The sequence below is a fragment of the Streptomyces sp. RLA012 genome, assembly GCF_056270325.1.
Genome location: NZ_JBWDPA010000002.1, coordinates 5,232,403 through 5,248,900 on the forward strand (window position 1 = coordinate 5,232,403; position 16,498 = coordinate 5,248,900).

At 68.8% G+C, this 16,498-nt stretch carries 16 protein-coding genes; 14 read left to right on the forward strand and 2 right to left on the reverse strand.

The annotated features are described in order from the left end of the window. Positions 1-11: 11 nt before the first annotated feature. The 9 genes from RV986_RS23795 to RV986_RS23835 all read left to right on the forward strand — a co-directional run bounded on the left by RV986_RS23795 (position 12) and on the right by RV986_RS23835 (position 9,551). Positions 12-2,252: a phage tail tape measure protein gene (locus RV986_RS23795; protein ID WP_475919335.1), complete on the forward strand. Its 2,241-nt coding sequence runs from the start codon at positions 12-14 to the stop codon at positions 2,250-2,252. A 2-nt stretch (positions 2,253-2,254) separates the two neighbouring features. Further along, a complete protein-coding gene (locus RV986_RS23800) occupies positions 2,255-3,133 on the forward strand; it encodes a phage distal tail protein (protein WP_475919336.1) in 879 nt (292 codons plus the stop codon). Positions 3,134-3,146: 13 nt separating this feature from the next. Beyond that, a complete protein-coding gene (locus RV986_RS23805; RefSeq protein WP_475919337.1) occupies positions 3,147-4,142 on the forward strand; it encodes a hypothetical protein in 996 nt (331 codons plus the stop codon). A gap of 6 nt (positions 4,143-4,148) precedes the next feature. Continuing rightward, positions 4,149-5,258, forward strand: coding sequence for a hypothetical protein (locus RV986_RS23810; protein WP_475919338.1), 1,110 nt, complete (start codon positions 4,149-4,151; stop codon positions 5,256-5,258). Further along, positions 5,255-6,085, forward strand: coding sequence for a hypothetical protein (locus RV986_RS23815; protein ID WP_475919339.1), 831 nt, complete (start codon positions 5,255-5,257; stop codon positions 6,083-6,085). Before RV986_RS23810 ends, RV986_RS23815 begins: the two co-directional genes overlap by 4 nt. 1 nt (position 6,086) lies before the next feature. Next, on the forward strand, positions 6,087-7,886 hold the full coding sequence (locus tag RV986_RS23820) for a collagen-like triple helix repeat-containing protein (protein ID WP_475919340.1): 1,800 nt from the start codon (positions 6,087-6,089) through the stop codon (positions 7,884-7,886). 69 nt (positions 7,887-7,955) lie between these two features. Continuing rightward, on the forward strand, positions 7,956-8,876 hold the full coding sequence (locus RV986_RS23825) for a GH25 family lysozyme (protein WP_475919341.1): 921 nt from the start codon (positions 7,956-7,958) through the stop codon (positions 8,874-8,876). Between the two features lie 76 nt (positions 8,877-8,952). Continuing rightward, a complete protein-coding gene (locus tag RV986_RS23830) occupies positions 8,953-9,210 on the forward strand; it encodes a hypothetical protein (protein ID WP_475919342.1) in 258 nt (85 codons plus the stop codon). Beyond that, a complete protein-coding gene (locus RV986_RS23835) occupies positions 9,207-9,551 on the forward strand; it encodes a hypothetical protein (protein ID WP_475919343.1) in 345 nt (114 codons plus the stop codon). Before RV986_RS23830 ends, RV986_RS23835 begins: the two co-directional genes overlap by 4 nt. Positions 9,552-9,613: 62 nt before the next feature. Here RV986_RS23835 and RV986_RS23840 read toward each other — a convergent pair whose 3' ends face one another. After that, the gene (locus tag RV986_RS23840) at positions 9,614-9,823 is read right to left on the reverse strand and encodes a DUF397 domain-containing protein (RefSeq protein WP_475919344.1); all 210 of its coding nucleotides are present in this window, start codon (positions 9,821-9,823) and stop codon (positions 9,614-9,616) included. Next, complete coding sequence (locus RV986_RS23845; RefSeq protein WP_475919345.1) at positions 9,810-10,676, reverse strand: helix-turn-helix domain-containing protein; 867 nt, start codon at positions 10,674-10,676, stop codon at positions 9,810-9,812. Before RV986_RS23845 ends, RV986_RS23840 begins: the two co-directional genes overlap by 14 nt. Positions 10,677-10,919: 243 nt before the next feature. Between RV986_RS23845 and RV986_RS23850 the strand changes: the two genes are divergently transcribed. The 5 genes from RV986_RS23850 to acs all read left to right on the forward strand — a co-directional run bounded on the left by RV986_RS23850 (position 10,920) and on the right by acs (position 16,269). Continuing rightward, positions 10,920-11,357: an ATP-binding protein gene (locus RV986_RS23850; protein ID WP_475919346.1), complete on the forward strand. Its 438-nt coding sequence runs from the start codon at positions 10,920-10,922 to the stop codon at positions 11,355-11,357. Next, on the forward strand, positions 11,354-11,836 hold the full coding sequence (locus RV986_RS23855) for a hypothetical protein (protein ID WP_475919347.1): 483 nt from the start codon (positions 11,354-11,356) through the stop codon (positions 11,834-11,836). The genes RV986_RS23850 and RV986_RS23855 overlap by 4 nt, the downstream gene beginning before the upstream one ends. A 100-nt stretch (positions 11,837-11,936) precedes the next feature. Beyond that, positions 11,937-12,818, forward strand: coding sequence for a radical SAM/SPASM domain-containing protein (locus RV986_RS23860; protein WP_475919348.1), 882 nt, complete (start codon positions 11,937-11,939; stop codon positions 12,816-12,818). Further along, on the forward strand, positions 12,815-13,954 hold the full coding sequence (locus RV986_RS23865; RefSeq protein ID WP_475919349.1) for a methyltransferase domain-containing protein: 1,140 nt from the start codon (positions 12,815-12,817) through the stop codon (positions 13,952-13,954). Before RV986_RS23860 ends, RV986_RS23865 begins: the two co-directional genes overlap by 4 nt. Positions 13,955-14,301: 347 nt before the next feature. After that, complete coding sequence (gene acs, locus RV986_RS23870; protein ID WP_475919350.1) at positions 14,302-16,269, forward strand: acetate--CoA ligase; 1,968 nt, start codon at positions 14,302-14,304, stop codon at positions 16,267-16,269. Positions 16,270-16,498: the final 229 nt, after the last annotated feature.

A 16,498-nucleotide genomic window follows, 5' to 3' on the forward strand; every position in this document is an offset into this window, starting at 1 on the left:
GAGGTGAGGCCGTGGCGTTGACCGTGGGCGAACTGCTCGCCACGATCACCGTTGACGAGTCCGGCGTCGATGCCGGACTCTCCCGCGCCGAGCAGGCCGTACGCGCGTCCGGGACGACCATCGCATCGGACGCCGACCGTGCCGGCCGCGAGGCCGGGACCGCGCTCGGCGACAGCCTCGCCACCACAGCCGCAACCGCCGTACGCGGAGCCGGCGGAGACGTGGCCGCCGCCGGCGGAGACGTGGGCGAGGCGACCGGCGGAAGTCTCCGCGAACGCATGTCGGAGAGCCTGAAAATTGGCCTCGCCGGTATCGGCGTAGCCGCGGGCGCCCTGCTCATGACTGGCTTTGGGCAGGCCCTCGAACAGGGACAGATCACCGGCAAACTCGGCGCCCAGCTCGGCGCGACGCCTGCGGAGGCCAAGAAGTACGGCGAGATAGCCGGCGCCATGTACGCCGACGCCGTCACCGAGGATTTCCAGGGTGCGGCCGACGCGATATCGGCGACCATGCGCGCGGGTATCGCACCGCCGGACGCGACCAATGCGCAAATTCAGAGCATCGCAACGAAGGTCAGCGACCTTTCGTCAACCTTCGAACTGGATCTCGGCCAGACCGCAAATGCGGTCGGGCAGATGCTCAAGACCGGACTTGCGAAGAACGGCACGGAGGCCCTTGACGTACTGACTAAGGGTCTGCAAAACATGGGCCCGCGGGCCGACGATATCGCGGATACGTTCAACGAGTATTCGACAATTTTCCGGAACATTGGCCTAGACGCGACAACGGCCACGGGCCTTATGTCGCAGGGTCTCAAGGCCGGCGCGAGGGATACCGACGTCGTCGCGGATTCCTTGAAAGAGTTCCTTCTTACCGTGCAGGGTGGCGGGCCGGAAGTCGACAAGGCTTTCGCGTCCATCGGCCTGAACGGCAAGGAAATGCAGGCCGCCTTTACGGAGGGTGGCCCGAAGGCATCGGCCGCACTGGACAAGATCTTTGACTCTATGCGGCAGATCAAGGACCCTGCCGAGCGCAACGCCCTCGCCCTGGCACTTTTCAAGACCAAGTCCGAGGACATGCAGGCAGCGCTGTACGCGCTGGACCCGTCCAAGGCCGTCGACACGTTGGGCCAGGTCGGGGGCGCCGCGGGCAAGATGGGCGACAGCCTGCGCGACAACGCCGGCGTCAAGATCGAGGCGTTCAAACGGGGCGCCATGCAGACGCTTACCGAGTTCATCGGTAACACCGTTCTGCCTGTCCTTACCTCGCTGTTCTCTTTCGTGAGCGAGCACTCAGGGGTTTTTACCGCCCTCGCCGCGGTCATCGCCGCCGTTGTCATTCCAGTGATTACCGCGCTCGGCATTCAGTCGCTCATTGCGGGCGCGCAGATGGCGCAAGCGTGGATCGTCGCCATGGGCCCGATCGGATGGGTCGGCCTCGCGATAGCCGCCCTGGTCGTCCTGATCATCGCCTATTGGGACGACGTCAAGAAATGGACGCTAGCCCTGTGGGATTGGTTCGTCGATAAAATCGTGTGGGCCAAGGATGCCGCAATTAGCGCGTTCCTGAACTTCACACTCATTGGCCTACTGATCAAGCATTGGTCGACCATCAAGTCGGGCGCCATAGCCGGATGGAATGCCGTTGTAAATTGGGTCAAGGTCATTCCCGGAATGCTGTATAACGCATTCCTCAAGTGGACTCTACTCGGCCTGATCATCAGCCATTGGCAGAACATCAAAACCGCCACGGTCAACAAGGCCGGCGAAATGGTGGCATGGGTCCGCGGACTGCCGAAGCGGATCTCTGACGGCATAGGGTCCCTGAAACAGTTGCTGTACGGCAAGGGAACCGACGTCGTGCGCGGCCTGTGGAACGGCATCAGGTCCATGGGTTCCTGGCTCAAATCCACGCTGATCAGTTGGGCAAAGGACCTGATTCCGGGCCCGATTGCAAAGGCACTCGGCATTCACAGCCCGAGTCGCGTCATGGCTCGCAGCGTGGGCCGCTGGATTCCCGCGGGCGTCGTCAAGGGCATCCGGGCCGGACAGGGCGCCCTCGACCGCGTCATGTCCAACCTGGTCACCCCGCCCGCCGTACCCCAGTTCTCCGGCGCCACCGTCGGCGCCTACGGCTCGCCGTACGCGTCGTCGGGCGCGACGGTCCATGTCGAGCACTGGCACGCCGCCGAGAACGGCACCCCCGACGACAACGCGAAGGCCCTCGCATGGCTCGCGAAGGCAAGGGGGTGACCGTGACGGCAGGAGACCAGGTCACCCGGCCGGGGCACGTGCAGTATGGCGACCTACTGCTCGGCCCCGGCACCCCCTACCGGTGGCGCTCCATCACCGGATGGGAAGACCTTCCCGCCCTCGACTCCGGGACCGTGGCGCGCGCGGACGCGCACGGCGCGTTCCCGGGCCGGCTGCTCGCGCAGGCCCGCACGATCACCCTCGACGATATGGTCGTGCGGGCCCCGCGGTCGACGATCGGCGCCACCGTCGCCGCCCTCAACGCCGGCACGGTGCCGGTCGAGGACGAGCGCCCGTTCGTCGCGTGGCTCGACGAGCGCGGGCCCCTGCTCGCGTACGCCCGTGCCACCCGCCGCGCCGTCCCCGCCGGCCCCGGATACCGGCTCGGCACTATCACGGGCGCAGCGCTGGAGTTCCAAGCCACCGACCCGCGCCGCTACGAACTGACCGAGCGCAGTGTGTCGGCAACCCTGCCCATGTCCGAACCGGGCCTGTCGTGGCCGCTCGCGTGGCCCCTGGTGTTCGGCACCCCGGGCAGTACGGGCGCCCTGTCGACGCTGAATGCCGGCGACGCCGAGACACACCCGGTCGTCGAGTTCCGGGGCCCGATGACCCTGCCCGCCTTGACGAACCTCACCACGGGCGACGTGATCGAGTACGACCTCGCCCTCGCGGCCGGCGACGTGCTCACCGTCGACGCCCTCGCCGGGACGGTCGTCCTCAACGGCACCGCCTCGCGGATCTACACCGCGACCTCGCGCTCAGTGCCCGAGCAGACGTTCACGCTCGCCCCCGGCACCGCATCCCTCATCTTCCGCGCCGCGCCCGGCAGCTCGCCGACCGCGACGGCGACCGTGCGCTATCGCTCGGCCTACTGGTAAGGAGACCCCGCCTGTGTCCGTGCGTTCCGCATGGCTGCTGCCCCTCACGCAGACCCGAGAAGACACCCGCCTCTCGCCCACGGGCACGTTCGCGCCCGAGTCGGAGATACGCACCCGCGACGGCGTGATCGCCGGCGGGAACCCGTTCGCCGCCACGGGCGCGGGCGCGATGTCCCTACAGATCGGCGTCGGCCGCGCCCTGGTCCAGGGCACCGACGCTCAGGGCGCCTATCCGATCGCCCTCGACGCGCCCGAGGTCGTCACCTTCACCGACGGAAACGAACAGTTCGGCCGCGTCGACACGGTTGCGCTGCGCGTGTACGACCAACTGTTCGACACCAACGGGCAGAACCTCGCCCGTATCGAGGTGTTCATCGGCCAACCGGCCTCGCCCCCCTCCGCCCCGACCCTGCCCGCGGCCTGTCTGCGCCTGTGGGACGTGACCGTTCCCGCGGGCGCCTCCGCGGGCGTGGGCGGTATCAACTGGTCGAGCGCCCTCGCCGACCGGCGCCGCTTCACCACCAGTTACGGCGGCATCATCCCCCAGGGTTACGGGACCAACTTCGTCGGCGCCTACAACGGCCAGTACCGCGACGTAAACGGCGTGTTGGAGCGCTGGAACGCCACCGCGGGTGCGTGGCAGACCTACCGGCCGCCCCTCGCCGTCGAGTCGGCCACCACAGGGTTCACCGTCGCATCCGGCTACACCCTGAACCAGTACGTCGCGCGGCGCGGTAACGGCATGGCGTTCTTCGCGCTGGAGATCACCCGCAAGGGGGCCCAACTCGACGTGCCGGCCGCGGGCAACCTCGCCGACGAGTCGATCGGCACCGTCCCGGCCGGATGGCGCCCGCCCGCCGACGTCGAGCTACCGGTGTCCGACGGGTTCGGCGAGGGTGCCGCCCGCCTGACCACCGCCGGCGTGATCACGCTGCGCACCTGGTCGGGCGGGGGCGCCCTGCGCAACGACCGCAACATTCGCATGTCCGCGACCTACTTCCTTGCGTGACGGGGGGTGCCTGTGCCTCTCGCGCCCCCGTACCGGCTGCTGTTCTGTGACCTGCGCTCCGACCAACTGCTCGACGCGCTGCCCGTAGCCGGGGTGTCCCTCGACGACTACATAGGCAAGACCGGCAGGTTGACCGGCACGGTGCCGATCCCCAACCGCGCCGTTGCCGAGCGGGCCCGCCGGGCAATCCAGCCCGGCCGCACGGGCGTATGGGTCGAGCGCGGGCGTGAGATCTGGTGGGGCGGCATCCTGTGGACGCTCGCCCTCGCCTCCGATTCCCGCGGGTTCCTCGGCGCCCAGATCCAGGCCGGCGGATGGGAGTCCTACCTGTACCGCCGGCTTCTGTACGACACGCAGCTCGCCGAGCAGGTCGACCAATTCGACATAGCGCGCGCCCTGGTCGACTACGCCCAGGCCACCCCCGGCGGCGATCTCGGCATCACCTACGACACCGACGTGTCCGGCGTACTGCGCGACCGCGAGTACCTGCGCTACGACCTGCACAGCATCGGCGACCTGCTCGACGACCTCGCCGCCGCCGAGAACGGGTTCGAGTGGCGCATCGCGTCGTTCCGGGACACCGACGGCCGCAGGGTCAAGCGGCTGCAACTCGGACACCCCATCATCCGCGCGGGCGCGTCCGAGATCGTGCTCGACCACCCCGGACCGGTCCTCACCTACACGTGGCCGATCGACGCCACGGCCAAGGCCAACGCGTGGCAGTCCCGCGGCGCGTCCGTGAACACGAATCAGGCCGTGGAGTCCTACCCGCTCACCTCGCCCGTGCTGGTCGACGACGCCGATATCGCCGCCGGCTGGCCCCGCCTCGACGGATCGAGCGATTACACCACCGTCGAGGTACAGGCCACCCTCGACGGCCACGCCCGAGCCGACTGGACGGACGCCCGCAACCCGGTGCAGATACCCGAGGTCGAGGTGTTGCTCGGCGGGAACATCACGCCCGCCCTGCTCGGCGCCACGATCCGTCTCCGCATCCGTGATCTGTGGCACCCGACCGCGCTCGACGCCCTATACCGCGTCGTCGGCCTGTCCATCAACCCACCCGAGCGAGGCCGCCCCGAGACGGCCAAGCTGTACTTGGAGGTCCCCCAGTGACCTACGTCCCCCAGGACGTACTAGACCGGCTGTTGGCCCTCGAACGCGAGGTGCGGCAGTTGCGCGGCCGGGCCCAGATGCGCCCCGCCCTGAATCAGATTCTTAACGGCGACGTGCGGATCGGCGAGGGCGGACGGCTGATCGCTGAGGCCCCGAACGGCAACCGCATCTTTATGACCGGCCAGACCGACGACGGCGATTGGGCCGTCGGCATCGCGCGCCCCACCGACGGCACGGCCGCCCTCACCGTCGGCGACGAGGACAACGACTCAGGCGCCGGCCAGATGATCCGCATATGGAACCGTGACACGGGACTGCGAGACGCGATCGTCATGGATGACGCGTTCTCCGAGCGGTTCCTCGGCCGCCCGTGGATACCCATCGGCCTGTACCCGACCGCGCGCCAGTCCGCCACGGCCACCGCCTACGACACCGCATGGTGGGGCGCCAGTCCGGCACACAACGCCGTCGTCGTGATCGTGCTGTTCACGTACGCCGGTACCGGTGGCGGACAGGTCAAGGTGACCATGACGCCATCCGGCGGCACCGCGCGCACGCTCGCCGAGTACGACGTAGCCGCGAATACGTGGACACAGCGCACCATCGAGGCCCCGCTCGACGGCGTCGAGTTCCTGCAAACCGTCGTATGGGACATCAGCCACCGCGCCAAGAGCAGCGGGCAGAACGTCGAGACCCGCCTCTACAAGGCGTACACCCGCAACACCTTCGACGCCGACGAGGCGCCCAACCCGGCCGTACGCACCGTCGCCGCCACGCCCGCCGCCGCCGGCGCCGTCACCATCCCCGCGACCGACGAGGAGGTATGACGTGCTGCCCGACGGAATCCCCGTAGTCCGGGTAACGGGCCGTTTCCTCTTCCCCGACGGCCGCCCCCTGTCCGGGCAGATCAGTTTCCGCGCACCGTCCCTGATCACATTCGGCGCGTACGACGTGATCCTCGGCGGACCGGTCGTTGTCCCGCTCGACGCCACGGGAGCGTTCGAGGTCGAGCTACCGGCCACCGACGCCCCCGGCATGAACCCGAGCGACTGGTCGTACCAGGTCGCCGAACAGCTCGCCGGCGTCGCCGTCAACCGTGTCTATCAGATCCTCTTGCCCGCCGAGACGCCCGCCGTCGACCTCGCCGACACCGCGCCGACCGACCCGACGACCCCGACCTACGTTGCCGTACGCGGCGACTCCGCGTACGAGGTCGCCGTCGAGAACGGGTTCGTGGGCACCGTCGCCCAGTGGCTCGCGTCCCTGATCGGCCTCCAGGGCGTCAAGGGCGACACCGGAGCGACGGGCCCGACCGGGCCCAAGGGCGACAAGGGCGACACCGGAGCCACGGGCCCGACCGGCGCCCCCGGAGTCGTGCAGTCCGTCAACGGCAAGAGCGCCGCCGCGGTCGTCCTCGCCGCCGCCGACGTGGGCGCCGTCGCCGCGGACAACGGCAAGGTGGCCGGCACGTTCACGCTCGACGGAACGGCCGGCACGTTCCGACCGATCAAGCTCCAGACGGCCGGCGTCGACCGGTGGCAGATCCAGAACGACGGCACGGCCGAGACTGGCACCGATACCGGATCCAACCTCCGTATCGGCGCGCACCACGACGACGGCACTGACAATGGCGTCTCCGTGTTCATCCGCCGCGACAACCGGCGAGTCGTCATCAACGGCACGTCCACCGCCGGCGAGTCCGTACTCACGGCCACGGGCGCGATCGGCGCGAAGGACATCACGGCCGACCCGGCCACCTCCGCCGGCTCCATCCAGCTCTATTCCAAGGCCGGATTGCCGTACATCAAGCAGGGCGACGGCACCGTGTTTCAGGTGGGCGCCGGGGGCAGCGGCACCGCGCCGGTTACGTCCGTCAACACCAAGACCGGCGACGTCGTGCTCACCGCAACGGACGTGAGCGCCGAAGCCGCCGGTACGGCCGTCCTGCTCGCCGGCACCCAGACGATCACCGGCGCCAAGACATTCAGCGCCGTACCGTCGAGCAGCGTCGCCCCGACCACCGCGAACCACCTCGCCCGGAAGTCGTATGTCGACGCCGCGGCGTTCGTCGGCGAGTGGTCGCCCGCCGACCACGGCCTCGCCGCATGGGCATTCGACCCCGCCCTCGCCGTGTCAACCGGCCTGTACCCGGGGTCGGGACCGATGCGCGTCACGGCCGTGATCCTGCGGGCCGCGACCACCATCAACCGCATCGTCTGGTTCGCCACCGGCTACGCCGGCGGACTCCAGACCGGATCATGGGCCGCTCTCTACAACAGCAGCGGAACCCGAGTAGCCGCGACCGGCGATATGTCCACCGCGGCCTACGAGCCGGCCGAAGAACACGACGCCGGAGGCGGCACCATATCGAGCCCGCTCACGGCCGCCTACTCCGCCGCGGCCGGCGTCTACTACGTGATGTGGCGCATGGTCTACAACACGACCACGCAGGACGGCCCGATGTTGCTCGCCGCCGAGTCCGGCGCCGGCGCCCCGCCCAACCAGTTCGGCTACACCCTGGTTCGCCGCTTCGGCGTCTACTCGACCGGCGTCGCCGCCGCCCCCGCCACCATCACCGTGGCCTCGATGGAGAACGGCGCAAACCGCTTTTGGGTCGGTCTCGCGTAGACCGCGCCCCCATCCCACCGCACGCCCGCGCACACCGCGCCGGGCGTTTTTTCATGCCCAGGAGGCACCATGACCAGCACCGCGCGCGGCATCGACGTATCCGCGTACCAGTCCGCCCAGAACTGGCCCAAGCTCAAGGCCGACGGCCTGACTTTCGCGTTCGCCAAGGCCTCCGAGGGGCAGAAGTCTCACGACGCCAAGTTCGCGACCCACATCAAGGGCATCAAGTCCGCCGGCCTGATCCCGGGCGCGTATCACTTCGCGTGGCCCAACCAGTCCGCGGCGACCGAGGCCGCGAACTACATCGCCGCGGTGAAGTCGTACGCGGGCGCCGGATTCCTGCACTGGCTCGACCTTGAGGCGTACAGCGACCGCCGGAACTACACCGGCCGGACCGCCGCGCAGATCAAGGCGTATGCCGCCGCGTGGATCGCTGCCGTGCAGAAGGCGTTCCCCGGGCAGCGCGTCGGCATCTACACATCCGCCGCGGACATCGCCGCCGGGCACGTCCCCGCCGGCGTCACCCTGTGGTACCCGGCGTACCCGGGCGCGAGCGTCGACACGTACACCGAGGCCGAGAAGCGCACCCGGCCCGCCCCGTCCGGCCGGACTGTCGCCGTCTGGCAGTTCACCAGTACGCCCGTCGACCGGAACCTCGCCTACATGTCCCCAGCCGCCATGAAGACATGGGCCAAGGGCAGCACCGCCAACGAGGACGCCCCCGGGACGTACACCCCGCCGAAGTTTCCGACCGGCCTCGCCCCGAACAAGGCCGCGCCGTCGGCCGTCACGCTTCAGCGCGCCCTCAAGGCCGCCGGCTACATGGCCAACTCGGTTGCCGAGTCGCCGCACTACGGGCCCAAGACGCAGACCTGCGTGATCGCGTTCCACAACGCGCACCCGCAGTACCGCGCGGCCGGCAAGAAATCCGACCCGGCCATCGGTCCGCAGGGTTGGGCCGCCCTGTTCCGCCTCGCCTACGGCAGGTAGGCCCCACCCCCGCACACCCACACCCGCCCCGCGGCACCCGCCGCGGTGCGGGCCTGCACCGACAGGAGCACACCCAATGACCGCGAAGAATAAGCGCGCCATCCGCACCGCGCTCCAGACCCTCGCCGCAGTCGCCACCGTCCTCCCGGCCCTCGCCGCCCTGCTCGCCGACTCCGACCTCGCCGTCGCCGCCCCGTGGGCCGTCGCCGCCGCCGTGTCCGCCGCCGGCGTCGCCGGCGGCGTGGCTCGCGTCATGGCCTCGCCCGTCGTCGAGGCCCTGCTCGACCGGTTCGGTCTCGGCCTGGTCGACGACAAGGAGCCCACCGCGCCGTGACGACCCAGCCCTCGCCGTCCGATCCGGCCGCGGTCGCGCTGGAACTCGAACGCATCCGAAGGACGATCGAGGTCGGGTTCACCCGCACCGACGGCGCCCTCGCCCTGCTCGTTCAGCGCCACGACCAGACCGACGAAGCGATCAAGGAACACGCCCGCCGCATCGACAACCACGACGGCCGCCTCGACACCGTCGAGCGCGGCGAAACCGAGCGCCAGAAGCGCAACGACGCACGACTCGACGCCCTCGAACGGGCACGATGGCCGCTCCCATCCGTGGCCGCCCTGGTCGCCCTGGTCGGTCTCGCCCTGTCTCTGTGGCAGTTCGCCACCCGAACATGAGTAACGCCCCCCGCACGGCCGCCTGTGGCCGTGCGGGGGGCGTTCTCTGCGTTCCGGAAGCTCTACAGCTCACCCGACTTGAGGCCAGCCACCAGACCGGCGACGGCCGCCCGGGTCAGCAGCAGCGCGGGCCCCGTCGGGTTCTTGCTGTCCCGCACCGCGACCGTCCGCCCGTCGAGGACGCCGCACTCGACACAGTCGGACTGCGTGCCGCTCGCCGACGACTTCCACCACTTCACGGGCAGAGTCGACGAGTCTTCAACGTGGGCCATGTTCTTCCCTTATCTGTGTGATGCGTTCTACGGACTGCTCGGGCGACAGCGCCGCCGCGCGAAGCCGCTCGAACGCGTCCCGGTACACGCCGACCTGTTCGCCGTCCTCGACGTACAGAGCTGCGGTCAGACTTTCGACGTGCACGACGTCGAGGTCTGCATAGTCCTCGAACCCAAGGACCGAGTACGAACCCATTTGCCCAACGTGGGGCGGAGAGTCGGACGGCAGAACCTGAATCGTCACGTTCGGGCGCCGGCCTCGTTCGAGCAGGCGCCCGAGTTGGTCGCGCATGACGCCGGCACCGATGCACCGCGTGCGCAACGCCCCCTCGGCGATGATCGCCCACAGGTTCAGCGGAGTCTCGCGGGTGAGTACGGCCTGTCGCGCGAGGCGTACCTCGACCAGGGCGTCGACCTTGTACTCGACCGCTTCCGACATACCGATTGACGTCATCAGTTCACGGGCGTACTCGCCCGTTTGAAGCAGGCCCGGAATCACGCCCATCTGCCAAGTGCGGACCGACGTCGCCTCAGCCTCCAAGCTGATCAGATCCTCGTACGCCGGCGACAGTACGCCCCGGTACGACTGCCACCAGCCGCGCCGCGCGCCCTCGCGGGTGAGCGCCAGCAAGGCCGTGCGCAACTCGGCGTCATCGGACCCGTACAGGTCGAGCAACAACTCGACATCCGGCGCCTTCGCTGCGGTCCGTGCAGTCTCCAGCCGCGACAACTTCGCCGTCGTGATGCCACCGTTCGACTTCTCGGCGACCTCATCAAGGGTGAGGCCGAGCGCGTCGCGCAGCGCGCGAAGTTTCACGCCGAGCCTGCGTCGGCGCACTGTTGGTGTGCTCACGAACCCCCCTCCCGGATCTGGTCTGCCGTCGACAGTCTGCCGCCTGTTTGCGGGTGATGTCACCTGAGCCGCCCCCCTTCGTCCAGCCACTCTCACCGGCATATGCAAATTCTCATTTCATGCCTGAGAGGGTTGCACATCGAGCGTGACAGGGAGCACTCTGGTGCGACGAAATGTGACTGTGCCGACGTATGGCGTTACGAAACGCTGCGCCAACTGGCACCACAGGCGTAGGGAGTTTGCATGGCTCACATGCCGCCGAGTGCGTTACCTGACTGCTGCGCTCCCCCGCTCGGCCCCCCGTCGCAGGCCGTGTTCGACTCCAGCGACAAAGCCTCGACACAGGCCCGCCGCTACGTACGCGAGGTACTACGGCACGAGGAAAAGCCGCTCGACCCCGACCGGCTCGCCGACGTCCTGCTCGTCGTCTCCGAACTAGTGACGAACGCGTACAGGTACGGCACCGAGCCCGGCGACTCCCTACTCGTCAAAGTCCTCACGACCGACGAACGCGTACGTATCGAGGTCCATGACCCCCGACGCAAACGCCCGCATCTGCGCAACGAGTCGGGGGAGCGTGCCCGCGGGCGCGGCCTGCACATCGTCGACGCCCTCGCAGCGCGCTGGGACGTCGACGACAGACCGTTCGGGAAGGCCGTATGGGCGGAGGTGCAGCGATGACCGCGAACGATGTGACGTTCCGCGCCGTGCCCGGCCCTCGTTTCGTCGCCGGCTGCACCGTGTCAACGTGGCTGCACGCGGGCGCGCTTGCCCTGCCCGTCGCGTACGCCCTGATCGTCCACGCACCCCCGCAACGCGCGGGCGAGACGGCCGAGTCGGTCGAGGCCGGCCTGTTGGGCATGGCCGACGCAATGCGCTTACGGCCGGCCGCCGAGCGCGTACCCAACGTCGGCGCCCGCCTCATAATGCGCGGGCCGTACGTCGCCCTCGACTACGGACACCCGGCCTACTTCATGCGGTTACCGACCCCCGGCGCCGAATGGCGCGCGCACGTCGCCGCTGGTGGGCAAGCCTGCCTGACGATCGGCCTCGACCCGGTACCGCCCGGAGCGGGCCCCGACGCCGTCGAGGCATACCTCGCGCGCGTCGTCGCGACCGGCCGCGCATACATGGGCGCAACGGCCATACGGAACCGGTGAACCGGGGCGCGACCTTTCATGCCACCGCCGCGCCGCACTCCAGCGCGGCGGCACCCCAAGCGACCGCCGAGTCGCATCCACCACCACCAGAGAGGCACCCATGACGACAGCCACACAGACAGGCATTCAGTCGGTCGAACTGGAGATCACCGGCACGTGCCAACTGAGCTGTAACCACTGCTGTACCAGCTCAGGCCCCAAGGTTCCCCACGGCGCCATGACCCGCGCCGACTGGGAGCAGGTCATTACAGACATCGCCGAACTCGGCATTCCCGCCGTTCAGTTCATCGGTGGCGAGCCGACCCTCGCCCCCTACCTCCCCGACTACATCGATCACGCCCTCGCCGCTGGCCTCAACGTCGAGGTGTACTCCAACCTCACCCACATCCGCCCCGGCCTGTGGAACGCGTTAGAGCGCCCCGGCGTCTGCCTCGCCACCAGCTACTACAGCGACCGCGCCGAAGAACACGAGAAGATCACCAACGGCCCCGGCAGCTTCAAGCGCACGCGCGCCAACATCACCGAGGCCCTGCGTCGTGGCATCCCCCTGCGCGTCGGCATCGTCGACATCCTCGAAGGGCAGCGCGTCGACCAGGCCCAAGAGGAACTGCGCCGCCTGGGAGTGGCCAGCATCCACGTCGACCGCGTGCGCAAGATCGGCCGCGCCGCCGACGACACCGCCACTCTCCCGAGCACTGCGGAACTGTGCGGCCGATGCTTCCGCCAACGCGTATCCGTCAGCCCCGACGGACAGGTATCCGGCTGCATCCTGTCCCGCTTCCTGGTCGCCGGGAACGTCCGCGAACAGCGCCTCCCTGACATCCTGCACAGTGACCGTTGGCAACAGCTCACCGAAGCCGTACCGCAGCCCCGAGCCGCCTGCACACCGGACGACTCCGGAGACTGCGACCCGGCCAACACCCCGGCATGCGAACCTTCCTACTTCGCCCCCACCACCCCCCGCCTCGGAGCCATCGCGTGATCTGGGAAACCGCAGCGGCACAACTCGCTGAACAAGTCACCTACCGTTCGTCACCGTGGCGCAGCATCGTTGCCCGCACACCGCGACACACCTTCGTGCCGCAGTGGTGGGAAATCGCCGACGGGCAATGGACCCTGCGCCAACCGCGCAACGAGGAGGAGTGGTACCGCGCGGCCTACGCCGACCGCTCACTGATCACTCGCGTGGGACGAATCCATGCGGACTGCGCCTCATCCGACGTGCACCCCACGGGCCGGCCGACATCCTCGGCCACGCTCCCCAGCCTCACGGTGCAGATGTTCGAACACGCCCGCATGGAAGAGAGCGACGAACTGCTCGACATCGGAACCGGCAGCGGGTACGGAACGGCCCTCGCCGCGCGCCTCCTCGGTGCCGACGCGGTGAAGAGTGTCGACGTGGACAGCTACCTCGTGGAGGCCGCACGCGACCGCCTTGCCGCGGTCGGCCTGAAACCCACGGTCCAGACTGTCGACGCGACCGGCCCTCTGCCGTTCCAGGCCGGCCAGTTCGACCGGGTCGTCGCTACCGTGTCCGTCCGCAGCATCCCGCCAAGTTGGCTCCACACGCTGTGTCCCGGTGGCCGGCTGGTAACCACCATCGCCGGAACCTCCCTGCTGATCACCGCGGAGAAGCAAGACGATGGGAGCGCGAAAGGGCGCGTCGAGTGGGGCCGCGCGGGATTCATGCACGCTCGCCACGGCGCCGATTACCCGCCTGGTCTGTCCGGCCTGCTCTCCGCCGCGCATGACCAGGAGGGCGAAGAGGTCACCACGGGCCCGTATCCGGTGGTCGACGTGGCGAACGCATGGGATCTCGATTCCATGCTCAGCCTCACCGCCCCCGACATCGAGCACGCCTACCGCGAGGAAGGTGACCGGCGCATCGCTGTCATGGCGCACGCCGACGGATCATGGGCGCGGGCATCCGCGGTCGGAAACGAGCGGCCCACCGTCCACCAGGGCGGGCCCCGGCGCCTGTGGGATCTGCTCGACGAGGTTCGTACGTACTGGCTCAGTCACGGCGAACTGCCCGTGCGCGGGGCCCGTGTGAGCATCAAGCCGGACGGGACAACGGTCCTCGACCGTGCCGGATGGCATGTGAAGCTCACCGACTGAGCAGCGCAGTGCAGTTCGGCCCCGGTACCTACCGTGAGGTACCGGGGCCGTTCCTTCGCCAACCCTCCATTCGCACACACGTTCGATGAGGCGAGGCGGAGGGTAAGGGATATGGCAGAGGCAACTCTCTGGGCACAGTGATAGTTATGTGACCCACTGGACTCCCGGCGCCCGGTTGCGAGCCGTAGACGTCGGGAAGTGCGCAGCCCCTAGGGTGAACCCCTGGGGGCTGTCGCGCGTGATCGGTGGTGAGCGACGCCCGGCTCGTGCAGGGGTTGACCCACCTCTGCACCCCTCCGAAAATTGGAGGGGTTGACTGGTCTAAACCAATGGGACGGTGTACCAACATGGCAGACAACGAGCGTTCGTCACTCTCTAACTTGCTGAAGGAAGAGCGCAGGTTCGCGCCGCCCGCCGACCTGGCCGCGAACGCCAATGTCACCGCGGAGGCGTATGAGCAGGCCAAGGCTGACAGGCTCGGCTTCTGGGCCGAGCAGGCCCGCCGGCTGACCTGGGCCACCGAGCCGACCGAAACGCTGGACTGGTCGAACCCGCCGTTCGCGAAGTGGTTCGCCGACGGGAAGCTGAACGTCGCGTACAACTGCGTGGACCGGCATGTGGAGGCGGGGCACGGGAACCGTGTCGCCATCCATTTCGAGGGCGAGCCCGGTGACAGCCGGGCGATCACCTACGCCGAGCTCAAGGACGAGGTGAGCAAGGCCGCCAACGCACTGATCGAGCTGGGCGTCGGGAAGGGCGACCGGGTCGCCGTCTATCTGCCGATGATCCCCGAGGCCGTCGTCGCGATGCTGGCCTGTGCACGGATCGGCGCGGCACATTCGGTCGTGTTCGGCGGCTTCTCCGCGGAGGCGATCGCCACGCGCATTCAGGACGCCGACGCCAAGCTGGTCATCACCTCCGACGGCGGTTACCGACGCGGCAAGCCGTCCGCGCTCAAGCCGGCCGTCGACGAAGCCGTGAACCGGGTCGACGGGGTCGACAAGGTGCTGGTGGTGCGGCGTACCGGGCAGGAGGTCGACTGGACCGAGGGCCGCGACGTCTGGTGGCACGAGATCGTCGAGCGGCAGTCCGCCGAGCACACGCCGGAGGCGTTCGACGCCGAGCAGCCGCTGTTCATCCTCTACACGTCCGGGACGACCGGAAAGCCGAAGGGCATCCTGCACACCTCGGGCGGATACCTCACGCAGGCCTCGTACACCCACCACGCCGTCTTCGACCTCAAGCCCGAGACCGACGTGTACTGGTGCACGGCCGACATCGGCTGGGTCACCGGGCACTCGTACATCACGTACGGACCGCTCTCGAACGGCGCGACGCAGGTGATGTACGAGGGCACGCCGGACACCCCGCACCAGGGGCGTTTCTGGGAGATCGTGCAGAAGTACGGGGTGACGATCCTCTACACGGCGCCCACCGCGATCCGTACGTTCATGAAGTGGGGGGACGACATCCCCGCGAAGTTCGATCTCAGCAGTCTGCGGGTGCTGGGGTCCGTGGGCGAGCCGATCAATCCCGAGGCCTGGATCTGGTACCGGAAGCACATCGGTGGCGACCGGACGCCCATCGTGGACACCTGGTGGCAGACCGAGACCGGCGCCATGATGATCTCGCCGCTGCCGGGGGTCACCGAGACGAAGCCGGGGTCGGCGCAGCGGCCGTTGCCCGGGATCTCGGCGACCGTGGTCGACGACGAGGCCCAGGAGGTTCCCCATGGGGGCGGCGGGTACCTCGTGCTGACCGAGCCGTGGCCCTCGATGCTGCGCACGATCTGGGGCGACGACCAGCGGTTCCTCGACACGTACTGGTCGCGGTTCGAGGGGAAGTACTTCGCCGGGGACGGGGCCAAGAAGGACGAGGACGGGGACATCTGGCTCCTCGGCCGGGTCGATGACGTGATGCTCGTGTCCGGGCACAACATCTCGACCACCGAGGTCGAGTCGGCGCTCGTCTCGCATCCTTCGGTCGCCGAGGCGGCGGTGGTCGGAGCCGCCGACGAGACGACCGGGCAGTCCATTGTCGCGTTCGTGATTCTGCGGGGGACCGCTTCCGCGGAGGACGCCGGGCTGGTGGCGGATCTGCGGAACCACGTGGGGGTGACGCTGGGGCCGATCGCCAAGCCGAAGCGGGTGTTGCCGGTGGCCGAGCTTCCCAAGACACGGTCCGGGAAGATCATGCGGCGGTTGTTGCGGGACGTGGCGGAGAACCGGGAGCTGGGGGATGTCACCACGTTGACGGACTCGACGGTGATGGATCTCATCCAGGCGAAACTGCCGGCGGCGGCCAGCGAGGACTGAGGGGTTCGCCCGCCCTTCTTTGAGTGTGGGGGCACGCGATGCCCCCACACCCTCGGCAGACCGCGGGGCTCCGCCCCCCTCCGCGCCCCGGTGAGGGTCCGCGCCACCCTGCGCCTCCCGTGCGCGCCTCCGCGTCCCCGGTCCTCTTGTTCCGGCATTTCCACTTGTTCCGCGTTACCACTTGTTCCGGCGTTTCCACATCCAGGTCGCAGCCTCGCAGCCCGACGCC